This is a genomic window from Streptomyces sp. 35G-GA-8 (genome assembly GCF_023534745.1).
In the GTDB taxonomy this organism is placed as follows: domain Bacteria; phylum Actinomycetota; class Actinomycetes; order Streptomycetales; family Streptomycetaceae; genus Streptomyces.
The window spans coordinates 85,018-106,644 of record NZ_JAMHJQ010000022.1 but is presented as its reverse complement, the minus strand read 5'-3'; the positions used below and the strand labels follow the sequence as shown (position 1 = coordinate 106,644).

Below are 21,627 nucleotides of genomic sequence, written 5' to 3'. Positions count from 1 at the left end.
TCGCGCCTCCCCCCTTCGCGCCGCCCGCGCAGAGCGCCCCGCCGCCCGCCTTCGGCGCCCCGGCCGGAGCGCCGGCGCCCGCCCCCGTGCCGCCGCCCGCTCCGCCGCTCGCCCCGGCACCGGCGCCCGTGCACAGCGCGCCGACCATCGTGGCACCGATGACCCCGCCGGGCGGTACGGTCCCACCGCCGGCGCCCGCACCGTCCCCGTACGGTCAGCCGGCGCCCGCCCCTGCCCCCTACGGTCAGCCCGCCCCTGCCCCCTTCGGTCAGCCCGCCGCCGCCCCGTTCGGACAGCCGGTCCCGGCGCCCTACGGTCAGCAGCCGCCGGGACCGCCCCAGGGCGTCCCCCAGGGTGTCCCGCAGGGCCTGCCTCCCGGTGGCGCGGGTCTCCAGGCGGCCCTTCAGCCGTACCGGGAGCTGCCCACGGGCCAGCGGTGGACCCCGCAGAACGGCCAGCTGATGCGCGTCGACCTCGGCGAGGGCGGCAGTCCGGTCCTCGCCCGCCAGGGCAGCATGGTGATGTATCAGGGCAAGGTCGACTTCGGCTACAAGGGCGCCGGTTTCGCCGGCCGTCTCGTCGGCAACGCCACCGGCCAGGAGATGCAGCTGATGCGCTGCACCGGCAAGGGACAGGTCTTCCTCGCCGAAGAGGGCGCGCATCTGCATCCCGTCGAGCTCCAGGGCGACGGCATCTGTGTCTCCGCCGAGAACGTCCTCGCCTTCGACGAGAGCCTTCAGTACGAGGTCCGCCGTATCGAGGGCCACGGCATCCCCGGCGGCGCGCTGTTCACCATGCTGTTCCAGGGGACCGGCACGGTGGTGGTGAAGACCCACGGGATCCCGGTGGTCCTGCCCGTCACGCCCACCACCTTCGCCGATTCCAACGCCGTCGTCGCCTGGTCGGCCGCGTCCCAGGTGATCATCTCCAGCCAGGTCAGACTGCGCCGCAACGCGTATCCCGGCCACAGCGGGGAGACCGTGAACCTCCAGTTCCGGGGAGCCCCCGGCAACTTCATCGTCGTCCAGCCGTACGAGGTCTGAGGGAGCCCGGACCATGAACCAGCAGCTCGCGGGCTTTGCCCCCACCCCCGTCGCGGCCCGGATGGAGAACCACGGCCGCGCCATGCTCAAGGTCGCGATGGCCTCGGGCCAGGACCTGTTCGCACGCACCGGCTCGATGATCGCCTACGAGGGCTTCATCCAGTACGAGCCGAACCCGCCCGCCATCCGCCAGCTCGCCTCCCAGTGGGTGACCGGCGAGGGCACGCCCCTGATGAAGTGCTCGGGTGACGGTCTGCTCTATCTCGCCGACTACGGCGCGGATGTCGTCGTCGTCAATCTCGACAACGACGCGCTCTCGGTCAACGGCACCAATCTGCTGGCCTTCGACGCGCACCTTCAGCTGGGCGTCGAGCGCGTGAAGGGGCTGGCCAAATTCGCCGGCCAGGGGCTGTGGAACGTACAGATCTCCGGCACCGGCTGGGTCGCCCTGACCTCGCGCGGCACCCCGATCGTCGTCGACTGCGGCCGGGGCGAGGACGAGACCTATGTGGACCCGGACGCCCTCGTCGCCTGGTCACCGGCTCTGAAGGTGAAGGGCAAGCGCAGCTTCAAGGCATCGGCGCTGATCGGGCGCGGCAGCGGGGAGGCCTACCAGATGGCCTTCTCCGGCTCGGGAATCGTGGTCGTACAGCCCAGCGAGGACAGCACCGACCGCCTGCGGGTCCAGGGCTGAGGGGGGAGAACACACCATGCAGAGTCCGCTTTTCGCCCACACCGAGCAGCAGTCCCAGGACCGTTACGCGGTACAGAACCCGCAGTTGCTGCGGGTCGCGCTCACCGGACAGGACGATGTCCTCGCCCGCAAGGGCGCGATGGTCGCCTACCAGGGGCTGATCGACTTCGACGGGGAGTACCAGTCGGGGAGCCGGCGCCAGTCCCACGCGCACACCGGCGAGGGCCTTGAGCTGATGCGCTGCACCGGGCAGGGCACGGTCTTTCTGGCCAATCTCGCCCAGTACATCCATGTGGTGGACGTCGACCACGAGGGAATGACGGTGGACAGCGCCTATGTGCTGGCGCTCGACTCCACGCTGCACACCGAAGTGATCGCGGTGGACAGCCAGTACGGGATCTCCGGCTCGGGCAAGTACCAGCTGAACATCTCGGGCCGGGGCAAGGTCGCGCTGATGACCTCGGGCCAGCCGCTGATGATGCGGGTCACGCCGGAGACATATGTCAGCGCGGACGCCGACGCGGTCGTGGCGTGGTCCTCCGGCCTGCGGGTGCAGATGCAGGCGCAGACCCACTCCTCGGGGGTCATGCGACGGCGCGGCAACACCGGCGAGGGCTGGGAGCTGAGCTTCCTCGGCCAGGGGTACGCGCTGGTCCAGCCCAGCGAGGTGATGCCGCCGCAGCACGCGGTGATCGGACAGGGCCTCGGGGCTCAGTACGGGGTCGGCCAGCAGGGCGCCCACGGCCAGAACCAGAACAACGTCTGGGGCCGTTGACGCGGGTCGGACCTGACCGGTCGGTCCGGGACCGGATCCCGGGCCGGCGGAAGGGGGCGGCCTTCACGGGGCCGCCCCTTCGCGGAGCGGGCCTCTCAACGGTGGAGCGCGGCCCTGCCGCGCTCCACCAGCCGTACGACCGAGCCGTCGCCCATCGCCGCGGCCTCGTCGTAGGAGAACCAGCGCAGATCCAGTGACTCCTCGCTGATCGCCTCGACCGAACCGGACGGCGCCAGCGCCACGTACTGGACATCGAGATGCCAGTGGCACGGCGCCGGGATCGCGTGCCGGTCCAGCTGTACGGGACCGCCCGCCAGCAGCGTCAGCCCCTCGATCCCGGACTCCTCCGTGGCCTCCCGCAGCGCCGCCCGCTCCAGCGAGGTGTCACCCGGCTCGCAGTGCCCGCCCATCTGGAGCCACATACGGAGCTTCTTGTGCAGGGTCAGCAGGACCCGGCCGTGCTCCGGATCGATCACCAGCGCGCTGGCGGTCAGATGCCCTGCCCCGCAGGACTTCCACATCGCGTCGGGATGAGCGGCCAGATGGTCCAGATAGACCGCGCGCAGCTCATGCTGGTCCTCGTAGTCCTTCAGCGCGAGGACCGCGTTGTCGTGCAGGCTCACTGGTCGCTGTCGCCCTTGTCGTCGTCGCGCTTGCGCAGGTCCGGCTTGCCGTCCGCCGCCTCGCCGAGCATCTTGTCCAGCTCGGAGAAGTCCAGCTGCTCGTGGTGGACGAACCCGTCCGGATCGTCCAGGTCGGAGGCCGTCGGCAGCATGTCCGGGTGCTCCCACAGGCGGTCGCGGCCGTCGACGCCCCGCGCGTCCGTGAGCGAGGCCCACAGCCGCGAGGCGTCCCGCAGCCGGCGCGGGCGCAGCTGGAGACCGATGAGGGTGGCGAAGGTCTGCTCCGCGGGACCACCGGAGGCACGCCGCCTGCGCAGCGTCTCGCGCAGTGCGTCCGCGCCCGTGAGCCTGGACTTGGCGGCCTCGTGCACCACCGCGTCCACCCAGCCCTCGACCAGCGCGAGCGCCGTTTCGAGACGGGCCAGCGCGGCCTTCTGCTCGGGTGTGTCCTCGGGCTGGAACATGCCCTGCTGGAGCGCTTCCTGAAGCTCCTCGGGGTGGGTCGGGTCGAACTGGCCGACCACGTCCTCCAGCTTGGTCGTGTCCACCTTGATCCCCCGGGCATAGCCCTCGACCGCGCCGAACATATGCGACCGCAGCCAGGGCACATGGGCGAAGAGCCGCTGATGGGCGGCCTCGCGCAGCGCCAGATACAGCCGGATCTCGTCCTTGGGCACTCCGAGGTCCTTGCTGAACGCCTCGATGTTCAGCGGCAGCAGCGCGGCCCTGTTCGCCGGGCCGAGCGGGAGCCCGATGTCCGTCGAACCGACCACCTCGCCCGCGAGCACGCCCACGGCCTGTCCGATCTGCTGGCCGAACATGGCGCCGCCCATGGAGCGCATCATGCCGATCAGCGGACCCGCCACCGACTGCATCTCCTCGGGCAGCACCTCGCCCATGGCCGTGCCGACCCGCTCCGCCACCGGATCGACGAGCTGCTGCCACGCGGGCAGTGTCGCCTCGACCCACTCGGCGCGGCTCCACGCCACCGCCGTATTGGACCCGGAGGGCAGGGACGTCACGCCGTCCAGCCAGATGTCGGCCAGCCGCACGGCCTCCTCGACAGCGGCACGCTCGGAGGGCCCGACGCTCGCGTCCTTCGTGCCGTCCGGTGTGCCCTGGGCGACCGTCTGGCGGGCGATCTGCTTGGCCATGTCCCAGTTCACGGGACCGCCCTCATAGCTCAGCATCTGGCCGAGCTGCTGGAAGGCCGCGCCCAGGTCGCTGGGGTTGAGCGAGCCGAACATCGCGGCGAACGGATTGTCCCCGCCGCCCGCGCCGCCCGGCAGCCCGAACCCCGCGAAGGGGTTCACGGGACCGCCACCGGCACCCTGACCACCTCCGGCGGGGTCCTTCTTCTTGCCGTCGCCGTCCTCCGGCTCCTCCGGCGGAAGGCCGAATCCGAATGGGGTGTCACTCACGGGGTTCCTCGGCTCGTAGGGCCACCGGCTTGCTGCCGGCGGCGGCTGCCCGACTACACCACCCAGCCTAAGCGGCACCGGGCGGGTGAGGGTGGCTTCGCGGGCCGCCGGCCGCGCCCGGCCGTACTGCCCGGGAACCTGCCTTCGACCTGCTGTGTCTCCCGCCTCCGACGGCCGCATACCATTTCGACACCCGGGCGGCTTCCGGGCTCGCTGCTCCGCCGGACCATGGCCTGCGGCAGGATGGACATCACCTGGTACGTACGCGTCGTTCTCGTACGTATTGAAGACAACCGCTGGAGACGCCCGGTGAGTTCCCCAGATCCGCAGGTTCGCGCAGCGCGAAACCGCTCAACCACGCCCCCGTCCCGCGGCCCCGTCGTCGCGGTCACCGGAGCCGCCTCCGGCGTGGGTGACCTGCTCACCCGCCGGCTGGCGGCGTCCGAGGAGATCAAGCAGGTCATCGCCATCGACGAGCGCAGGGGCGAGGTCTCCGAGGCCCAGTGGCACGTCCTCGACGTCCGTGACCCGGCGATCGCGGAGAAGTTGCGCGGGGCGGACGTGGTGGTACATCTCGCGCTCGATCTCGACCTGGAGACCGACGCGACCGCCCGTACGGCGTACAACGTGCGCGGCACGCAGACCGTGCTCACGGCAGCCGCCGCCGCGGGGGTGCACCGGGTCGTGCTCTGCACCTCCGCCATGGTCTACGGCGCGCTGCCCGACAACGACATCCCGCTCTCCGAGGACGCGGAGCTGCGCGCGACCGCCGAGGCGACCGGCGTCGGCGATCTGCTGGAGATCGAACGTCTCGGCCGCCGCGCACCCCGCGCGCACCCCGGCCTCAATGTGACGGTCGTACGCCCCACCGTCCTGGTCGGCGGTACGGACACGGCGCTCACCCGCTACTTCGAGTCGCCGCGGCTGCTCGTCGTCGCGGGATCCCGCCCCACCTGGCAGTTCTGCCATGTCGACGATCTGGTCGGCGCGCTGGAGTACGCCGCGCTGGAGAAGGTCGACGGGGAGTTCGCGGTCGGCTGTGACGGCTGGCTGGAACAGGAGGAGGTCGAGGAGCTGAGCGGCATCCGCCGGATGGAACTGCCGTCGGCGGTCGCCCTGGGTGCTGCGGCCCGGCTGCACCGGATCGGTCTCACCCCCTCGCCCGCCGGAGACCTCGCCTACACCATGCATCCCTGGGTGGTCAGCGTCAGCAGGCTGCACGACGCGGGCTGGCGGCCACGCTGGACCAACGAGGAGGTGCTCGCGGCGCTCCTGGAGGAGGTCGAGGGCCGCCACACGGTCGCCGGCCGCCGGCTCGGCCGCAAGGACGCCACCGCGGCGGGCGCGGCGGGCGCGACGGTCGCACTGCTCGGTACGGCCGCGCTGGTACGCCGGGCCCGCAAGGCACGACGCAGGCTCTGAGGCCCGTCGCCGGACAGGCCCCGGGCCCCTGTCCGGCCGCCGTTCCGGGATGCCGGTGCCGTACGGCACGATGGGGCCATGGCGAGCACCCATTCCCACCCCGGCGAGCGGGCGGCGCAGGATCCGATCCGGCTGCTGGCGATACGCGACACCCCCTTGACCGTCGACGAGGTCTTCCGCGCGGTCGGCGACGACGCGGCCGGCGGCACGGCGCTCTTCGTCGGCACGGTGCGCGACCACGACGGCGGCGCCGATGTCGACACCCTCGGCTACTCCAGCCATCCCACGGCCGAGGCCGAGCTGCGACGTGTCGCGGAGAAGGTCGTGGCCGAGTATCCCGTGCGCGCGCTGGCCGCCGTCCACCGTGTGGGTGATCTGGCGGTCGGAGATCTGGCGGTCGTCGTGGCGGTCTCCTGCCCGCATCGGGGGGAGGCGTTCGAGGCCTGCCGGAAGCTGATCGACACCCTCAAGAACGAGGTCCCGATCTGGAAGCACCAGAAATTCTCGGACGGTACGGAGGAGTGGGTCGGCGTCTGAGACAGGGCCGCACGCGCGTGGGACAGAGGCGCACGCGCGCTTCGCACGACCCGCGCCGTCTGAAACCCGGTCAGTACACCTACGGTCCGATTTGCGTAACCGTCCCCAGGCCAGCAGCGTTGTCTCAGCAGATGGTTATCTGCTGATCGGGCAGTCACAGACGCTCACTTGAGGCCGGGAGATGGTAATGACCGCATTGGTTTGGCTCTTGATTCCGCTCTTCGCCGCGATAGGCGCGGGCATATGGGGAAGTTGGGTCTCCAGGGACCGCACGATCGGGGACATAGCCGAGCTCAACGGCTACGCCCGGTTCCGTGACGCGATGGAGAAGGCGCCCTCCGGCACGGCTCCCGCCGGATCCGACGCTGTCGTCTGACGTCGTCGCGGTCCGTACGCCGTCGCTGCGCGGCCCCGCCGCCCACGGCCCCGTACGGACCGGCCCCAGGAGCACCGCCTCGTACGGACCGGCCCCGGGGGTGCACTGACAGACCCTTCCCGTACTGTCGTTCCATGCCACGCCGCACCGCGACGATGCTCGCCTCCACCCTCGTCCTCATCGCGCTGCTCTGCGCAGGCGTGCTGATCAAAGTGCCGTATTCGGAGATGAGCCCCGGGCCGACGGTGAACACACTCGGCGACGCGGGCGGTGAGCCGGTACTCCAGATCTCCGGCCGCAAGACGTATCCGACCTCGGGTCATCTCAATATGACGACGGTCAGGGTCACCGGCGCGGACTACAACATGAATATCGTCGAAGCGGTCTACGGCTGGCTGGCCCATGACAATGTGGTGGTGCCGCACGACACCCTGTATCCGGACGGCAAGACGGAAGAGCAGTCCACGCAGGAGAACGCCGAAGAGTTCAGCCAGTCCCAGGAGAGCGCCAAGGTCGCGGCCCTGCGGCAGCTGAACATCCCGGTGTCGTCGCGGATCATCGTCTCTTCCGTGATCAAGGGCAGCCCCTCCGAGGGCAGGCTGCACGCCGGCGATGTGATCAAGGCCGTGGACGGTACGGCGGTCAAGGAGCCCCAGGACGTCGCGAAGCTCGTCACCCGGCACCAGCCCGGCGAGGACGTCTCCTTCACCATCATTCCCGCCGACGCGGCGAAGGCCGCGGAGAAGGCGGGCAAGGAGCCCGAAGGCGGCGAGAAGGTCACGGTCACCACGAAGAAGTCTCCCGAGGGCGACCGGGCGATCGTCGGCATCCAGGCCGGGACCGACCACACGTTCCCGTTCACCATGGACATCAAGCTGGCCGATGTGGGCGGTCCGAGCGCCGGGCTGATGTTCTCCCTCGGCCTCGTCGACAAGCTCACCCCCGGTTCTCTGACGGGCGGCAAATTCGTCGCCGGTACGGGCACGATCGACGACAAGGGCGCGGTCGGCCCGATCGGCGGTATCGAGATGAAGCTCGTCGGCGCGCGTGCCGCGGGCGCCGAGTACTTCCTCACACCGGACCAGAACTGCGCCGCGGCGGTCTCGGACATCCCCAGCGGCCTCACGCTGGTCAGGGTGAAGAACATCGCGGACGCCACGAAGTCCCTGGACAAGATCCGCACCGGGGACACGGCCGGCCTGCCGAGCTGTTCGGCGAGCTGACCGGCCGCGCCCCGGGGACGGGCGCCTGAGCGCCTGTCGAGTGCCTGAAGGGGATCGCTTACGACTCGAACGTGGCGGAAAGCGCCTCGGCGAGCCCCGGGACCAGACCGGAGCCGGTGAGGACCTCGCTTGGGGAGTCCTTCTCCCGCAGCCGCAGCGCCGACTCCCGGGCGCCGTCACGCAGCACGGCCACCGTCATCCGCACCTCCTGACGCTCCGGGTGGGCGGAGACCCATGAGGCGAGCCCGGCCTCGTCGAGGCCGTCCGGTACGGACGCCTCCGCGGACGGCGGCAGCATCAGCCGCTCGACCGTCATCGCACAGCCCGCCACCGCCCCGGGCCACGCGATGGTGCCGAGGAACTCGTCCAGCGGGGTGCCGGACGGGATCTCGTCCTGCTCGATAGGGGTGAGGGGCGCGACCGACCCGGCGTCGTCGAGACCCAGCTGGGCCGCGAGCTCCGGTTCGTCGACGCGCAGCCGCGCGGTGTCGACGAGCGCGAAAAGCCTGGCCGGCTGGTCCCAGCCGAGCCCGGACGCGTACTCGTCGATTTCGAGCACCGCACGGGTCAGCGGGCTCGCGGCCATGGGTGTGCCTGAGGGAGAGACGTTGGACATGGTCAATATCCTGCCTCCTTCGGACCCGGGTGCGGGAACTAGGTAAAGCCTCAGTAAGTTGCATGAGTGGGCTCTACGATCGCGGGGCCCGCTTTTCACACGCTGAATCACACGACCGCGAACTTAGAGGTGCGCACGTTGGCTTTCCAGATGCCGGACCGCGGCGGAGGCCCAGCCGGGCCACGGATGAGAGTGGGCCGGCCCTCTCGGCGGGTCCGGACCCTGCTCATGACCTTGGGCGTGCTGGCCGTACTGGCCATGCTCTTCGTCATGTTCGCGGGGTTCTGGACCGACTGGCTCTGGTACCGCTCGGTGAAGTACTCCTCGGTGTTCAGCACCACACTCCTGACCAAGATCGGTCTGTTCGCGGTCTTCGGGCTGCTGATGGCCGGCGCCGTCGGACTCAACATCTGGCTGGCCCACCGGCTGCGCCCGCCGCTGAGCGCGATGTCGATGGAGCAGCAGAACCTCGACCGGTACCGGATGGGGATCGCCCCGTACAAGAAGTGGGTGCTGCTGGCGATCACCGCGCTGGTCGGGCTGATCTCCGGGGCCTCCGCCGCGGGACAGTGGCGTACGTGGCTGATGTGGGTGAACGGGGTGGCCTTCGGCCAGAAGGATCCCCAGTTCAAGATGGACGTGTCGTTCTACGCGTTCGATCTTCCCTGGTACCGCTTCATGCTGGCCTTCGGCTTCGCGGCGACCGTCCTGTCGCTGATCGCCGCCGCGCTCACCCACTACCTGTACGGCGGGCTGCGGATCACCAGCCCCGGCGCGCGGGCCACCGCCGCGGCCACCGGCCATCTGTCGGTGCTGCTCGGTGTCTTCGTCTCGCTGAAGGCCGTGGCGTACTGGCTCGACCGGTACGGGCTGGCCGTGAAGTCCAGCGACTTCAAGGCGGCGGGCAACTGGACGGGCCTGCGGTACGTCGACGCCAACGCCTACCTTCCGGCGAAGACGATCCTGTTCTGCATCGCCGTCATCTGCGCCCTGCTGTTCTTCGCGACGCTCTGGCGCCGTACGTGGCAGCTGCCGGTGATCGGCTTCGGTCTGATGGTGCTGTCGGCGATCCTCATCGGCGGCCTCTACCCGGCGATCGTGCAGAAGTTCCAGGTCCAGCCGAACGAGCAGGCCAAGGAAGCGCCGTACATCAAGAAGAACATCGACGCCACGCGTGAGGCGTACGGCATCGACGACGCCGATGTGCAGAACTACGGCGGCAAGGGCGACCCGGACAAGAAGGCCGAGCAGCGCAAGGCGGCCGACACCGCCGCCAGTTACCGGCTGGTCGACCCCAATGTGGTCTCGCCCGCCTTCCAGCAGCTCCAGCAGGAGCGCAAGTACTACCAGTTCCCCGCCACGCTGGACGTCGACCGGTACACCGGCCCCGACGGAAAGCCGCAGGACACAGTCGTCGGTCTGCGCGAGCTGAACATCACCGGTATCCCGAAGCGCAACTGGATCAACGATCACTTCACGTACACACATGGGTACGGCGTGATCGCGGCCAAGGGCACGAACACGGTGACGGACGAGAACGACGGCACCGTCGGCGCCCCGGACTTCACCGAGTCCGGCCTGCCGACCACCGGTCAGCTCCCCACGTACGAACAGCGCGTCTACTACGGGGAGAAGACCGAGCAGTACTCGATCGTGGGCGGCCCCCAGAAGGAGCTGGACTACGAGAAGAACGGCGAGCGGACGACGAGCTACAAGGGCAAGAGCGGAGTCGATCTCTCCAACCCGCTGAACCGCGCGGCGTACGCCGTGGCCTTCAGCGAGCCCCAGATGGTCTACTCCGGCGCCATCGGCGACGGCTCGCGGATTCTCTACAACCGCACGCCCAAGGAGCGCGTCGAGGCCGTCGCGCCCTGGCTGACGATCGACGGCGACGCCTATCCCGCCGTGGTCGGCGGCCGTATCCAGTGGATCGTCGACGCGTACACCACGACGAACGGCTATCCGTACGCGTCCCGTACGACGCTCGGCGACACCACGGCCGACTCGCTGACCGACAGCCAGCGCGCGGTCGTCGCGCAGCAGAACCAGGTCAACTACATCCGGAACTCGGTGAAGGCCACCGTCGACGCGTACGACGGCACGGTCAAGCTGTACGAGTGGGACACCACGGACCCGGTGCTCAAGACCTGGATGAAGGCGTTCCCGGACACGGTCCAGCCGAAGTCCGCGATCAAGCCCGATCTGCTGGCCCATCTGCGCTACCCGCAGGACATGTTCAAGGTGCAGCGCGAGCTGCTCACCCGCTATCACGTCGAGGACCCCGCGCAGTTCTACAGCGGCAGTGACGCGTGGCAGGTGCCGGACGACCCGACCAACAAGGACAGCAACTCCGTCCCGCCGTACTACCTGAGCCTGAAGATGCCCGGTCAGGACGAGCAGAAGTTCTCGCTGACCACCACCTTCACGCCCAACGGACGCCCCAACCTGGGTGCGTTCATGGCGGTGGACGCCGATGCGACCAGTTCGGACTTCGGCAAGATCAGAGTCCTGAGAGTGACGTCCACCGTGCAGGGCCCGCAACAGGTGCAGAGCGAGCTGAACGGTGTGCCCGAAGTCGCCGAGTTCGTCAGAAACCTGAGAGGCACGGACTCGGACATCGAGTACGGCAATCTCCTGACGGTGCCGCTCGACGGAGGCTTCCTGTACATCGAGCCGGTGTACGCGCGCGGTGGCAGCGCGAACTATCCGCTGCTGAAGAAGGTGGCGGTCTCGTACGGCGGCAAGCCCGTCTTCAAGGACAGCCTCCCCGAGGCGCTCAACGCGGTGTTCGGGGCGGAGAGTCCGACGCCGCCCACGACCCCGCCGCCACCGGGCGAGACCACCAAGCCACCGGCCACCGGCGACAAGGCGCTGCAACAGGCCATCGCGGACGCCCAGAAGGCGTACGAGGACGGTGAGGCGGCGCTGGCGAAGCAGGACTGGACGGCGTACGGCAAGGCCCAGAAGGACCTTCAGGACGCGCTCCAGCGGGCCGCGGACGCGGAGACCGGATCCGGCTCGACCAGCGGAAACGGCGGCGACAGCGGCGACAGCGGGACCGGCGGCGACAACAACAGCGGCTGAGCAGGCGGCACTCCACCCCGTGATACGGTTGGCACACAACGACGCGGGGTGGAGCAGCTCGGTAGCTCGCTGGGCTCATAACCCAGAGGTCGCAGGTTCAAATCCTGTCCCCGCTACGCGAAGTCGAGGGCCCGGATCCTTACCAGGATCCGGGCCCTCGCCATGCGCGCCGCGCCACATGTGCCAACTGTGTCTCAGGTCCTGTGAGTTGACGGCAAGCGTGTTTGACTTGTCTCTCTGTGGGCATGTCGACAAAACGCTGAAGTGACCACCGGCCGCTGTATACCGGCTGTACGCGGGTGGTCAGTGGTGCGACGATGGAAAATATGGGGGATAGGACAACTCTGTTGGAGACAGGGCGGTATGTGCAGCAGCACGTAGAGGATGGCGTCCGGGCCGGGACCGGCACGGCGGAATCCGCCGAGTGCGCCGCCGACGCCGAGACCGAGGAGCGCCACCGGCGCGCCGCCGACGCGGGCGACACCGCGTCGATGAGCGTCCTCGGCGCCATGCTGCTGCGCCGCGGTGACCTCGACGCCGCCGAGCCGTATCTGCGCGCCGCGACCAGCGCGGGCGAACGCGCCGCCGCCAACAACCTCGGCGTCCTGCTCCACCAGCGCGGCTATCTCGACGAGGCGGCCGGCTGGTGGCGGGTCGCCGCCGTCGCCGGATCCGCCGCCGCGGCCCACGCGCTGGGGCGGCACTACCGCGAGCTGGGCGACGAGCCCGCCGCCGAGTACTGGCTGCGCCAGTCCGCCGAGCAGGGCCACGCCCTGGGCGCGTACGCCCTCGCCGACCTGCTGGAGCACCGCAGCGATGTCGGGGCCGAGCGCTGGCTGCGCGCCGCCGCCGAGCAGGGGCACCGCGAGGCGGCGTACCGGCTCGCCCGCGCCCTGGAGGCACGGGCGCGCGAGACCACGCATCCGGGAGCCGACGCGATCTACCGCAGCGGTACGGGCCCCCCGACAGCGGGTGGCCGCCGGCGCCCGGTCGCCGACGCGACCCCGCGCGGCGACAGCGGCGACAGCGGAGGGAGTGGTGGCGAGGGAGCCCCCGGCGGGCCGTCACTGATCAGCGAGGCCGCACAGTGGTACCGGCAGGCCGCGGCCCGTGGCCACCGCCGGGCCGCGCTGTATCTCGGCGCGATCCTGGAGAAGCGGGGTGAGCTGAAGGAGGCCGGCCGCTGGTATCTGACCTCCGCCAAGGACGGCGAGGCGCGGGCCGCCTGCGCTCTCGGCTTCCTGCTGCGCGACGCCGGTGACGAGGAGAGCGCCGCCATCTGGTGGCTGCGCGCCGCGCAGGAGGGCGACGGGAACGCGGCCAACGCCCTCGGTGCGCTGCACGCCGCGCGCGGCGAGCAGCAGACCGCCGAGCGCTGGTACCGCGCCGCCATGGACGCGGGCGATGTCAACGGTGCCTACAACCTGGGGCTGCTCTGCGCCGCCCAGGACCGTACCGTCCAGGCCGAGCAGTGGTACCGCCGGGCCGCCTACGCGGGCCACCGCGAGGCCGCCAACGCCCTTGCCGTGCTGCTGCTCCAGGCCGACGACCCGACCGGCGCCGAGCCCTGGTTCTCCAAGGCCGCCGAGGCGGGCAGTGTGGACGCCGCGTTCAATCTCGGCATCCTCTACGCGGGACGCGACGACGACGGTACCGCCCTGCGCTGGTACGAGCGCGCGGCGGCGGCCGGTCACACGGAAGCGGCCCTCCAGGTCGGTATCGCCTGCCTCAGGGACGGCGACGAGCGGACGGCCGAGCGCCATCTGCGCTGTGCCGCCGGCGGTGGCAGCGCCGAGGCGGCCTTCCGGCTGGCCACGGTCCTCGACTCCCGCCTGCCGCCGCCCGGACCGCCCGCGCTCGGTGAGCCGCACGGCGTGAAGACCGAGTGCGAGCAGTGGTACGAGCGCGCGGCCGAGCAGGGGCACCGGCGCGCCCAGGTACGGGTCGGCATGCTCGCCGCCGGGCGCGGTGACATCGCGGACGCGGCGCGCTGGTACCGGGAGGCGGCGGAGGCGGGCAGCCGCAACGGCGCCTTCAACCTCGGGCTGCTGCTCGCGCGCGAGGGCGGCGAGCGGGAGGCCGCGCTGTGGTGGACGAGGGCCGCGCAGGCCGGGCACGGCCGGGCCGCGCTGCGCCTGGCGCTGCTCGCCGCGCGCCGGGGCGAGCTGACCGAGGGCCAGCGGTGGTGCGCGCGCGCCGTCGAGCTGGGCCCCGCCGAGGTCACGGAGCGCGCGGCCCGGCTGCGCGAGGCGCTGCACCAGGAGCTCACCGCGTAGGGCCTGTCCGCCGGACAGGGCCTGGCTCGGAAGCCCACCGCGCAAGTCCGCGCGGGGCGCGCGGAAAGGGATTTGCTCTGGTCGGTGGCGTGACGTAATGTTGCGTTCATCGACGCGGGGTGGAGCAGCTCGGTAGCTCGCTGGGCTCATAACCCAGAGGTCGCAGGTTCAAATCCTGTCCCCGCTACTGAAACCGGAGGCCCGGATCTCGAAAGAGGTCCGGGCCTCCGGCGTATGCGCCAAAGCTACGTGCGTCAACGCAACGAATGGCCCCGGCGGTGGTCCCCCGCCGGAGCCGGCCCCTGTCAAGCGATGACGTAAGACACGTAAGAAGTGGTTACGCGGACGCGCAGTTCGGGCAGGTCCCTCGGTACGTCACTTCGACACCCGAGATCGTGAACCCGAAGCGCTCCCCGTCCGGCAGATCGGCCAGTGGATCGCCCGACGGATGGACATCGCGTATGGCGCCGCACTGCGCACACACCAGGTGGTGGTGCGGCCTGTGCGCGTTCGGGTCGTACCGCTTGGCCCTGCGGTCCGTGGACACCTCGATCACTTCACCGAGCGTCACCATCTCGCCCAGGGTGTTGTACACCGTGGCCCGGGAGATCTCCGGAAGTCTGGCGACGGCGCGCGCGTGCACCTCGTCGGCGGTCAGATGCACATGCTCCCCGTCGAGGACTTCGGCCACAACGCGCCGCTGGGCCGTCATGCGCCAGCCGCGTTCGCGAAGTCGTTCCAACAGGTCACTCATGGCATCAGCCTAACAGTGAAGGGGCCCAGGTCCCGAACGTGTGTGACTTTGGATGGCTGCTTGACTTAGACAAAGTCCATCGTAGGATCGGAATCGGCACCCGCCAAGGGACCAGGACCGAGCAGTAATGACGCAGGAGGCGCACGTGACGCAGGGACCGCTCACCACGGAGGCCGGAGCTCCGGTCGCCGACAACCAGAACAGCGAGACCGCGGGCGTCGGTGGTCCCGTTCTGGTCCAGGACCAGGCACTGCTGGAGAAGCTCGCGCACTTCAACCGTGAGCGCATCCCGGAGCGCATCGTGCACGCGCGCGGCGCCGGCGCGTACGGCACGTTCACGCTGACCCGTGATGTCTCGGAGTGGACGCGGGCGAAGTTCCTCTCCGAGGTCGGCAAGCAGACGGAGACGTTCCTGCGCTTCTCCACCGTCGCGGGCAACCTCGGCTCGGCGGACGCGGTGCGCGACCCGCGCGGCTTCGCGCTCAAGTTCTACACCGAAGAGGGCAATTACGACCTCGTCGGCAACAACACCCCGGTGTTCTTCATCAAGGACGCCATCAAGTTCCCCGACTTCATCCACACCCAGAAGCGCGACCCGTACACCGGCTCGCAGGAGGCGGACAACGTCTGGGACTTCTGGGGTCTGTCGCCCGAGTCCACCCACCAGGTGACCTGGCTGTTCGGTGACCGCGGTATCCCGGCCACGCTCCGTCACATGAACGGGTACGGCTCGCACACGTACCAGTGGAACAACGAGGCCGGCGAGGTCTTCTGGGTCAAGTACCACTTCAAGACCGACCAGGGCATCAAGAACCTCACCTCGGAAGAGGCCGCGGTGCTGGCGGGCCAGGACCCGGACAGCCACCAGCGCGATCTGCGCGAGGCCATCGAGCGCGGTGACTTCCCGTCCTGGACGGTGCAGATCCAGGTCATGCCGGCGGCCGACGCGGCCACGTACCGCTTCAACCCGTTCGACCTGACCAAGGTCTGGCCGCACGAGGACTACCCGCCGATCGAGATCGGCAAGCTGGAGCTCAACCGCAACCCGGAGAACATCTTCGCGGAGGTCGAGCAGTCCATCTTCTCGCCGGCGCACTTCGTGCCGGGCATCGGTCCCTCCCCGGACAAGATGCTCCAGGGCCGGCTGTTCGCGTACGGCGACGCCCACCGCTACCGCGTCGGCATCAACGCCGACCATCTGCCGGTGAACCGTCCGCACGCCACCGAGGCGCGTACGAACAGCCGGGACGGCTTCCTGTACGACGGCCGTCACAAGGGCGCCAAGAACTACGAGCCGAACAGCTTCGGCGGCCCGTTCCAGACGGACAAGCCGCTGTGGCAGTCCGTCGCGGTCACCGGTCCCACCGGCAACCACGAGGCCCCGAGCCACGCCGAGGACACCGACTTCGTGCAGGCGGGCAACCTGTACCGGCTGATGTCCGAGGACGAGAAGGGCCGGCTGATCGACAACCTCGCCGGGTTCATCTCCAAGGTCTCGCGCGACGACATCGCCGAGCGCGCGGTGAACAACTTCCGCCAGGCGGACGGTGACTTCGGCAAGCGGCTGGAGGCCGCGGTCCAGGCCCTTCGCGGCTGACAGCCTCTCGCGCCGAGACGTCAGGGGCCGGGTCCTTCGGGATCCGGCCCCTGACGCCGTCCCGGGGTCCCCGGGCCGCGGGAAGTCCGGCGGCTCAGGCCCCGGCCAGTACCGCCGCCTCCCGCCGGGCCGGAGCCCAGCAGCGGATGATGTCGCGTACGGAGACGATGCCGACCGGTTCGTGCTCATCGAGCACGATCAGATGGCGGAACCCGCCGCTGGACATGGCAGCAGCGGCCTCCTCCAGTGTCCAGGCGGGCGAGGCGAAGACGACGGACGTCGTGGTGTGGGTGCAGGCGGTCTCGGAATCGGGGCTCTCGCCCGCACCGAGCGAGTTCAGGATGTCGCGCTCGGTGAGGATTCCGATGCCGCAGTGGTCGGGATCGAGGACGACGGCGGCGCCGACGCGGCGTGCCGACATCAGCCGGGCCGCCTGGCGGAGCGTATGCGTGGGCCCGATGGTCAGGACCACCGAACTCATCGCGTCACGGACGAGCATGGATGGAGTCACCTCCTCGGTGAACCGGTTTCCGGGGTCTCCTGGCGGTCGATGGGGGACCGGGCGGATCAGAGGGCCCTAGAGAAACGATTCACAAGTTCACAAGTGGGGGGACTCTTAGAGTGACACTGCTGCGCGGAGTGAACAAGGGGGCGCCCGGCGCAGAGCATGGGGCGCGCGAAAAAATCAATAGCGCTGGTTGAGATAGCCGAGCAGCTCTTCGTGGAGGATTCCGTTCGAGGCCGCCGCGTTGCCGCTGTGCGGGCCCGCGCGGCCGTCGAGACCGGTGAAGCTGCCGCCCGCCTCCTGGACGACGATCGCCGTCGCCGCCATGTCCCAGAGGGACAGCTCGGGTTCCGCGCAGATGTCCACCGAGCCCTCCGCGACCATCATGTACGGCCAGAAGTCGCCATAGCCGCGGGTGCGCCAGCAGGCGCGGGTCAGATCGAGGAAGCCGTCGAGCCGACCCTGCTCCTCCCAGCCGGTCAGCGAGGAGTACGCGAACGACGCGTCCCGGACACGGGAGACGTCCGAGACCCGCAGCCGCGTCGCGGAGGACAGGCTCCGGCCCGTATAGGCGCCGCCGCCCTTCGCCGCCCACCAGCGCCGGCCGAGCGCGGGCGCGGACACCACACCGACGACCGGTTCGTAACCGCCTTCGGCGGCCACCATCAGGGAGATCAGCGTGGCCCAGACGGGCACCCCGCGGACATAGTTCTTGGTGCCGTCGATGGGGTCGATGACCCAGCGGCGCGGGCCCGTGCCCTCGACGCCGTACTCCTCGCCCAGGATCGCGTCACGCGGCCTCGCCCGCTGGAGATTGCCACGGATCAGCTCCTCGGCCGCCCGGTCGGCCTCACTCACCGGAGTCATGTCCGGTTTGGTCTCGACCTTGAGGTCCAGAGCCTTGAACCGGTCCATGGTCACGGCGTCGGCGGCGTCCGCGAGGACATGGGCAAGACGCAGATCATCGTGGTAATCGGGCATGGTCATCACAGTATCCATCGTGAAGGATGCCTGGCCACGGGGTCCGGTCGGCGAGAAGGCGCCCCGCGGCCTTGACAGTGCGCGAGGGTCCGTCAACTCTGTGCACAGAGCCGCACGGCCCCGGAGGCGACGATGCCTACAGCGCGTGAAGCCCTGCTCGGATCCGCTCTCTCGGCGCTCGCCGAGCTGCCCTGGTCCGCGATCAGAATGGTCGATGTGGCGTCGGGCGCCGGGGTGTCCCGGCAGACCCTCTACAACGAGTTCGGCAGCAAGGACGGTCTCGCCCGCGCGCTGACGCGGCGTGAGGCCGACCGCTATCTGCACGGCGTGGAACGGCTGTTGGGCGAGCGGGCGGACGCCGCGGACCGGCTGGTCGCGGTCGCCGAGTGGACGGTCGGCGAGGCGCGGGCCAGACCGCTGCTGCGCGCGCTGCTCACCGGCTGCTGGGGGGAGTGGCTGCCGGCACCGCCGCCGCCCGCGCGGGCGGCTACCGCCATGCCCGCCGTCCCGGCACAGCGCCGCGCTGACGTGGGGCCGCCGGGGACCGCGGATCTGGTGGCGCTGGTACGGGACAGATCGGCGGCGGCGCTGCGCCAGGACCTACGCGATTCCGGTTCCCGCGACCCCGGCCCCCGGGATCATGACCGGCGGGATCATGACGGGCGCGATCATGACCGTGACGAGTTGCTGTACCGCTGTGAGCTGGCCGTCCGGCTCGCGCTCGCGCATATCGTCGCGCCTGGCGCCGGGTCCGTGGGGCCGCTGGTCCGTACGGTCGTCACCGCACCGCTCCGCGTACCCCTCCGCCACCCGCTCAGTGCGCCGAGCCCGAGAGCTGGAGCCCGATGACCCCGACGATCACCAGCGAGATCGAGACAAGCTTCAGTACGGACACCAGATCGCCGAGGAAGATCATCCCGTAGATCGCCGTGCCCGCCGCGCCGATGCCCGTCCACACCGCGTACGCGGGCCCGACGTCGAGCTTCTTCAGCGCGAGCGTCAGCAGACCGAAGCTGCCGAGCGCGAAGGCCGCGAACGCGATCGTCGGCCAGAGCCTGGTGAATCCGTGCGAGAGCTTCAGACAGACGGCGAAGCCCGTCTCCAGAATCCCGGCGACCACAACCAGCAGCCACGCCATTGTGTAAGAGCCTCCCCGCGTCAGTGACTGCTCGGTACCGCTCGATGTCCGGTGTGATTATGCCCCTTACCGGAGCAGACAAGCGGCAAACGTGTACGAGTCAGTCACCTTCGCGCCGCTCCCGCGTGGCGAGAAGTCGACGGAGCGAGTAGAGGCGGGCCGGATCGGCATGGCCCTCGGCCACCCAGGCGTCCAGCGCGCAGTCCGGTTCGTCGTGGCTGCACGCGCGGGGGCAGCCCTCCGTACCCGGCACGAGATCGGGGAAGGCGAGGATGACCCGGGACGGATCGACATGGTGGAGTCCGAAGGACCGGATACCGGGGGTGTCGATCACCCAGCCGTCCGCCTTCGCCAGCGGCAGCGCCAGCGCCGAGGTGGTGGTGTGCCGGCCGCGTCCGGTGACCGCGTTGACGTTTCCCGTGATCCGCTGACGGTCCTCCGGGACCAGGGCGTTGACCAGGGTCGTCTTGCCGACGCCGGAGTGCCCCACGAAGGCGGTGACCCGGCCGTCGAGATATTCGCGTACGAGGTCCGCCGCGTGGCCGCTCGCCAGTTCGTCGCGGCGCGTGACGACATGACGGATGCCCAGCGCCCGGTAGGTCTCCAGGAGTTCGTCCGGTGGCGCCAGGTCCGACTTCGTCAGCACGAGCAGCGGTTCGAGCCCGCCGTCGTACGCCGCGACCAGACAGCGGTCGATCAGCCGGGGGCGCGGTTCCGGGTCGGCGAGCGCGGTGACCACGGCCAGCTGGTCGGCGTTGGCGACGACCACCCGCTCGTACGGATCGTCGTCGTCCGCCGTACGCCGCAGCACCGAGCGGCGCTTCTCGATCCGTACGATGCGCGCCAGCGTGTCCTTCCTGCCCGACAGATCGCCCACCAGGAAGACCTGGTCACCCACCACGGCGGCCTTGCGGCCCAGCTCGCGCGCCTTCATCGCCAGCACGACACGATCCTCGACGAGACAGGTCAGCCGGCCCCGGTCGACGGTCAGGACCATGCCCTCCGACGCGTCCTCGTGCTTGGGCCGGATATTCGTACGCGGCCGGTTGCCCTTGGGATTGGGGCGGTGGCGGATGTCGTCCTCGTCGGGGTTCTTGCCGTAGCGGCGCATCGCGTCAGGCTCCCGCTCCCGCGAGCATGTCCGTCCACATCCGTGGGAAGTCCGGCAGCGTCTTGGCGGTGGTCCCGACGTTCTCGATCTCCACGCCCTCGACGGCGAGGCCGATGATCGAACCCGCCGTGGCCATGCGGTGGTCGTCGTAGGTGTGGAACACCCCGCCGTGCAGCGGGCGCGGGCGGATGTGCAGCCCGTCGGCGGTCTCGGTGACATCGCCGCCCAGCTCGTTGATCTCCTTGGTGAGCGCGGCCAGCCGGTCCGTCTCATGGAGCCGCAGATGGGCCACGCCCCGCAGGGTGGAGGGCGAGTCGGCGAGCGCGGCGACCGCGGCGATGCCGGGGGTCAGCTCCCCGACCTCGCTCAGATCCAGCTCGACCCCATGGATCCGGCCGGTGCCCGTGAAGGTCAGGCTGGTGCCCTCGGCCGTCTCGGCGAACTCGCAGGAACCGCCCATCTCGGTGAAGATCTCGCGCAGCGCGTCACCCGGCTGAGTGGTTCGCTCGGGCCAGTCGGGGACGGTGACCCGGCCACCGGTGACCAGCGCGGCGGCCAGGAACGGCTGGGCGTTGGAGAGATCGGGCTCGACGGTCAGATCGCGGCCGAGCAGCGCGCCGGCCGAGACCCGCCAGACATTCGGCTCACCACCGGTCTCGGGCTCGTCGACCTGGGCGCCGACCCCGCGCAGCATGTCGACCGTCATCCTGATGTGCGGCAGCGAGGGCAGTACGGAGCCCACGTGCCGTACCTCCACGCCCTGGTTGAAGCGCGCCCCCGAGAGCAGCAGCGCCGAGACGAACTGGGAGGACGCGGAGGCGTCGATCTCCACCGCACCGCCCTCCAGGGCGCCGCCGCCGTGCACGGTCAGCGGCAGCGAGCCGCGTCCGTCGTCGTCGATACGGGCGCCCAGCGCGCGCAGGGCGTCGATGACGCTGTGCAGCGGACGCTGATAGGAGCGGGGGTCACCGTCGAAGCGGACGGCGCCGTCGGCGAGTGTCGCGACGGGCGGCAGGAAGCGCATGACCGTGCCGGCGTTGCCGACATCGACGGACGCCGGGCCGTGCAGCCCCGAGGGGATCACGCGCCACGCCTCGCCGCTCGGACCCGGGATGGCCCCGGCGGCGGAGCTGGACGACGAGACGGTCTCCTCGATGCCGACACCCATGGCCCGCAGCGCGTCGGCCATCAGCAGGGTGTCGCGGGAGCGCAGCGGGCGGCGCAGCCAGCCGGGCTCGGCGGCCAGCGCGGCGAGGACGAGACCGCGGTTGGTGACCGATTTCGATCCGGGCACGGTGACCGTCGCTTCGACGGCCCCGTTTGCGTAGGGGGCGGGCCAGAGGGCGGGCTGCACGGAGCTTTCGGTCATGGCCAACACTTTAGTGGTTCTTGAGGGAGCTCGATCCTGATCAAATACGGAGAAACCAGGGCGTAATCAGAGGGTGATAAGA

The 21,627-nt window shown here is 70.2% G+C and carries 20 protein-coding genes and 2 tRNA genes; 13 read left to right on the top strand and 9 right to left on the bottom strand.

Going from position 1 to position 21,627, the window contains the following annotated elements; translation table 11 throughout:
* The 3 genes from M1203_RS35435 to M1203_RS35425 form a co-directional block, all read left to right on the top strand.
* Window positions 1-1,043: AIM24 family protein (locus M1203_RS35435; RefSeq protein WP_249953962.1), on the top strand; the 1,043-nt coding region annotated here is incomplete at its 5' end.
* Window positions 1,044-1,056: 13 nt separating this feature from the next.
* The gene (locus M1203_RS35430) at window positions 1,057-1,737 is read left to right on the top strand and encodes an AIM24 family protein (protein WP_249953961.1); all 681 of its coding nucleotides are present in this window, start codon (window positions 1,057-1,059) and stop codon (window positions 1,735-1,737) included.
* Window positions 1,738-1,753: 16 nt separating this feature from the next.
* On the top strand, window positions 1,754-2,512 hold the full coding sequence (locus M1203_RS35425) for an AIM24 family protein (RefSeq protein ID WP_249953960.1): 759 nt from the start codon (window positions 1,754-1,756) through the stop codon (window positions 2,510-2,512).
* A gap of 95 nt (window positions 2,513-2,607) precedes the next feature.
* Here the strand turns inward: M1203_RS35425 and M1203_RS35420 are convergent, their stop codons facing one another.
* Together M1203_RS35420 and M1203_RS35415 are read right to left on the bottom strand one after the other, a co-directional pair.
* Complete coding sequence (locus M1203_RS35420; protein WP_249953959.1) at window positions 2,608-3,135, bottom strand: NUDIX hydrolase; 528 nt, start codon at window positions 3,133-3,135, stop codon at window positions 2,608-2,610.
* Window positions 3,132-4,556 carry a zinc-dependent metalloprotease gene (locus M1203_RS35415; RefSeq protein WP_249953958.1) on the bottom strand — a complete coding sequence of 475 codons (1,425 nt, stop codon included), beginning with the start codon at window positions 4,554-4,556 and terminating at the stop codon, window positions 3,132-3,134. Before M1203_RS35415 ends, M1203_RS35420 begins: the two co-directional genes overlap by 4 nt.
* A 309-nt stretch (window positions 4,557-4,865) precedes the next feature.
* On the opposite strand from M1203_RS35415, the gene M1203_RS35410 reads away from it, so the two are divergent.
* From M1203_RS35410 to M1203_RS35395, 4 genes are all read left to right on the top strand, one after another.
* Window positions 4,866-5,978 carry an SDR family oxidoreductase gene (locus tag M1203_RS35410; RefSeq protein ID WP_249953957.1) on the top strand — a complete coding sequence of 371 codons (1,113 nt, stop codon included), beginning with the start codon at window positions 4,866-4,868 and terminating at the stop codon, window positions 5,976-5,978.
* A 78-nt stretch (window positions 5,979-6,056) separates the two neighbouring features.
* Window positions 6,057-6,515, top strand: a complete 459-nt coding sequence (locus M1203_RS35405; protein ID WP_249953956.1) for a molybdenum cofactor biosynthesis protein MoaE — start codon at window positions 6,057-6,059, stop codon at window positions 6,513-6,515.
* A gap of 187 nt (window positions 6,516-6,702) precedes the next feature.
* Window positions 6,703-6,891, top strand: a complete 189-nt coding sequence (locus M1203_RS35400) for a hypothetical protein (RefSeq protein ID WP_249953955.1) — start codon at window positions 6,703-6,705, stop codon at window positions 6,889-6,891.
* A gap of 134 nt (window positions 6,892-7,025) precedes the next feature.
* Window positions 7,026-8,114: a PDZ domain-containing protein gene (locus M1203_RS35395; protein ID WP_249953954.1), complete on the top strand. Its 1,089-nt coding sequence runs from the start codon at window positions 7,026-7,028 to the stop codon at window positions 8,112-8,114.
* A 58-nt stretch (window positions 8,115-8,172) separates the two neighbouring features.
* On the opposite strand, the gene M1203_RS35390 is transcribed toward M1203_RS35395, so the two are convergent.
* Window positions 8,173-8,730 carry a PPA1309 family protein gene (locus tag M1203_RS35390; protein WP_249953953.1) on the bottom strand — a complete coding sequence of 186 codons (558 nt, stop codon included), beginning with the start codon at window positions 8,728-8,730 and terminating at the stop codon, window positions 8,173-8,175.
* A gap of 150 nt (window positions 8,731-8,880) precedes the next feature.
* Between M1203_RS35390 and M1203_RS35385 the strand changes: the two genes are divergently transcribed.
* From M1203_RS35385 to M1203_RS35370, 4 genes are all read left to right on the top strand, one after another.
* The gene (locus M1203_RS35385; protein WP_249953970.1) at window positions 8,881-11,814 is read left to right on the top strand and encodes a UPF0182 family protein; all 2,934 of its coding nucleotides are present in this window, start codon (window positions 8,881-8,883) and stop codon (window positions 11,812-11,814) included.
* Window positions 11,815-11,856: 42 nt separating this feature from the next.
* Window positions 11,857-11,930 (top strand) — tRNA-Met (locus M1203_RS35380).
* Between the two features lie 201 nt (window positions 11,931-12,131).
* Window positions 12,132-14,090 (top strand): tetratricopeptide repeat protein, encoded by a 1,959-nt coding sequence (locus M1203_RS35375; protein WP_249953952.1) that lies wholly within the window; start codon window positions 12,132-12,134, stop codon window positions 14,088-14,090.
* 113 nt (window positions 14,091-14,203) lie between these two features.
* Window positions 14,204-14,277 (top strand) — tRNA-Met (locus M1203_RS35370).
* Window positions 14,278-14,427: 150 nt separating this feature from the next.
* Here M1203_RS35370 and M1203_RS35365 read toward each other — a convergent pair.
* On the bottom strand, window positions 14,428-14,844 hold the full coding sequence (locus tag M1203_RS35365) for a Fur family transcriptional regulator (protein ID WP_030352843.1): 417 nt from the start codon (window positions 14,842-14,844) through the stop codon (window positions 14,428-14,430).
* Window positions 14,845-14,971: 127 nt separating this feature from the next.
* Between M1203_RS35365 and M1203_RS35360 the strand changes: the two genes are divergently transcribed.
* Entirely contained in the window at window positions 14,972-16,441 is a 1,470-nt protein-coding gene (locus tag M1203_RS35360) for a catalase (RefSeq protein ID WP_249953951.1), read from the top strand.
* Window positions 16,442-16,535: 94 nt separating this feature from the next.
* Here the strand turns inward: M1203_RS35360 and M1203_RS35355 are convergent, their stop codons facing one another.
* Together M1203_RS35355 and hisN are read right to left on the bottom strand one after the other, a co-directional pair.
* Complete coding sequence (locus M1203_RS35355; protein ID WP_249953950.1) at window positions 16,536-16,940, bottom strand: cyclic nucleotide-binding/CBS domain-containing protein; 405 nt, start codon at window positions 16,938-16,940, stop codon at window positions 16,536-16,538.
* Window positions 16,941-17,126: 186 nt separating this feature from the next.
* Complete coding sequence (gene hisN / locus M1203_RS35350; RefSeq protein WP_249953949.1) at window positions 17,127-17,927, bottom strand: histidinol-phosphatase; 801 nt, start codon at window positions 17,925-17,927, stop codon at window positions 17,127-17,129.
* 132 nt (window positions 17,928-18,059) lie between these two features.
* On the opposite strand from hisN, the gene M1203_RS35345 reads away from it, so the two are divergent.
* Window positions 18,060-18,776 (top strand): TetR/AcrR family transcriptional regulator, encoded by a 717-nt coding sequence (locus M1203_RS35345; protein WP_249953948.1) that lies wholly within the window; start codon window positions 18,060-18,062, stop codon window positions 18,774-18,776.
* On the opposite strand, the gene M1203_RS35340 is transcribed toward M1203_RS35345, so the two are convergent.
* The 3 genes from M1203_RS35340 to aroA all read right to left on the bottom strand — a co-directional run bounded on the left by M1203_RS35340 (window position 18,742) and on the right by aroA (window position 21,545).
* Window positions 18,742-19,065, bottom strand: a complete 324-nt coding sequence (locus tag M1203_RS35340; protein WP_249953947.1) for a multidrug efflux SMR transporter — start codon at window positions 19,063-19,065, stop codon at window positions 18,742-18,744. The two genes, M1203_RS35345 and M1203_RS35340, sit on opposite strands and share 35 nt — an antisense overlap.
* A gap of 100 nt (window positions 19,066-19,165) precedes the next feature.
* Window positions 19,166-20,176: a ribosome small subunit-dependent GTPase A gene (rsgA, locus tag M1203_RS35335; protein ID WP_249953946.1), complete on the bottom strand. Its 1,011-nt coding sequence runs from the start codon at window positions 20,174-20,176 to the stop codon at window positions 19,166-19,168.
* A 4-nt stretch (window positions 20,177-20,180) separates the two neighbouring features.
* Window positions 20,181-21,545 (bottom strand): 3-phosphoshikimate 1-carboxyvinyltransferase, encoded by a 1,365-nt coding sequence (gene aroA, locus M1203_RS35330; RefSeq protein ID WP_249953945.1) that lies wholly within the window; start codon window positions 21,543-21,545, stop codon window positions 20,181-20,183.
* Between the last annotated feature and the right edge of the window lie 82 nt (window positions 21,546-21,627).

Excerpts from the sequence above, each read along its gene's own strand:
- M1203_RS35400 (WP_249953955.1), top strand. The coding sequence starts at position 6,703 with ATGACCGCATTGGTTTGGCTCTTGATTCCGCTCTTCGCCGCGATAGGC.
- hisN (WP_249953949.1), bottom strand. The coding sequence starts at position 17,927 with ATGCCCGATTACCACGATGATCTGCGTCTTGCCCATGTCCTCGCGGAC.
- M1203_RS35340 (WP_249953947.1), bottom strand. The coding sequence starts at position 19,065 with ATGGCGTGGCTGCTGGTTGTGGTCGCCGGGATTCTGGAGACGGGCTTC.
- M1203_RS35365 (WP_030352843.1), bottom strand. The coding sequence starts at position 14,844 with ATGAGTGACCTGTTGGAACGACTTCGCGAACGCGGCTGGCGCATGACG.
- M1203_RS35395 (WP_249953954.1), top strand. The coding sequence starts at position 7,026 with ATGCCACGCCGCACCGCGACGATGCTCGCCTCCACCCTCGTCCTCATC.
- M1203_RS35385 (WP_249953970.1), top strand. The coding sequence starts at position 8,881 with ATGCCGGACCGCGGCGGAGGCCCAGCCGGGCCACGGATGAGAGTGGGC.
- M1203_RS35390 (WP_249953953.1), bottom strand. The coding sequence starts at position 8,730 with ATGTCCAACGTCTCTCCCTCAGGCACACCCATGGCCGCGAGCCCGCTG.
- rsgA (WP_249953946.1), bottom strand. The coding sequence starts at position 20,176 with ATGCGCCGCTACGGCAAGAACCCCGACGAGGACGACATCCGCCACCGC.
- M1203_RS35345 (WP_249953948.1), top strand. The coding sequence starts at position 18,060 with ATGCCTACAGCGCGTGAAGCCCTGCTCGGATCCGCTCTCTCGGCGCTC.
- M1203_RS35375 (WP_249953952.1), top strand. The coding sequence starts at position 12,132 with ATGGAAAATATGGGGGATAGGACAACTCTGTTGGAGACAGGGCGGTAT.
- M1203_RS35355 (WP_249953950.1), bottom strand. The coding sequence starts at position 16,940 with ATGCTCGTCCGTGACGCGATGAGTTCGGTGGTCCTGACCATCGGGCCC.
- aroA (WP_249953945.1), bottom strand. The coding sequence starts at position 21,545 with ATGACCGAAAGCTCCGTGCAGCCCGCCCTCTGGCCCGCCCCCTACGCA.
- M1203_RS35425 (WP_249953960.1), top strand. The coding sequence starts at position 1,754 with ATGCAGAGTCCGCTTTTCGCCCACACCGAGCAGCAGTCCCAGGACCGT.
- M1203_RS35360 (WP_249953951.1), top strand. The coding sequence starts at position 14,972 with ATGACGCAGGAGGCGCACGTGACGCAGGGACCGCTCACCACGGAGGCC.
- M1203_RS35430 (WP_249953961.1), top strand. The coding sequence starts at position 1,057 with ATGAACCAGCAGCTCGCGGGCTTTGCCCCCACCCCCGTCGCGGCCCGG.
- M1203_RS35405 (WP_249953956.1), top strand. The coding sequence starts at position 6,057 with ATGGCGAGCACCCATTCCCACCCCGGCGAGCGGGCGGCGCAGGATCCG.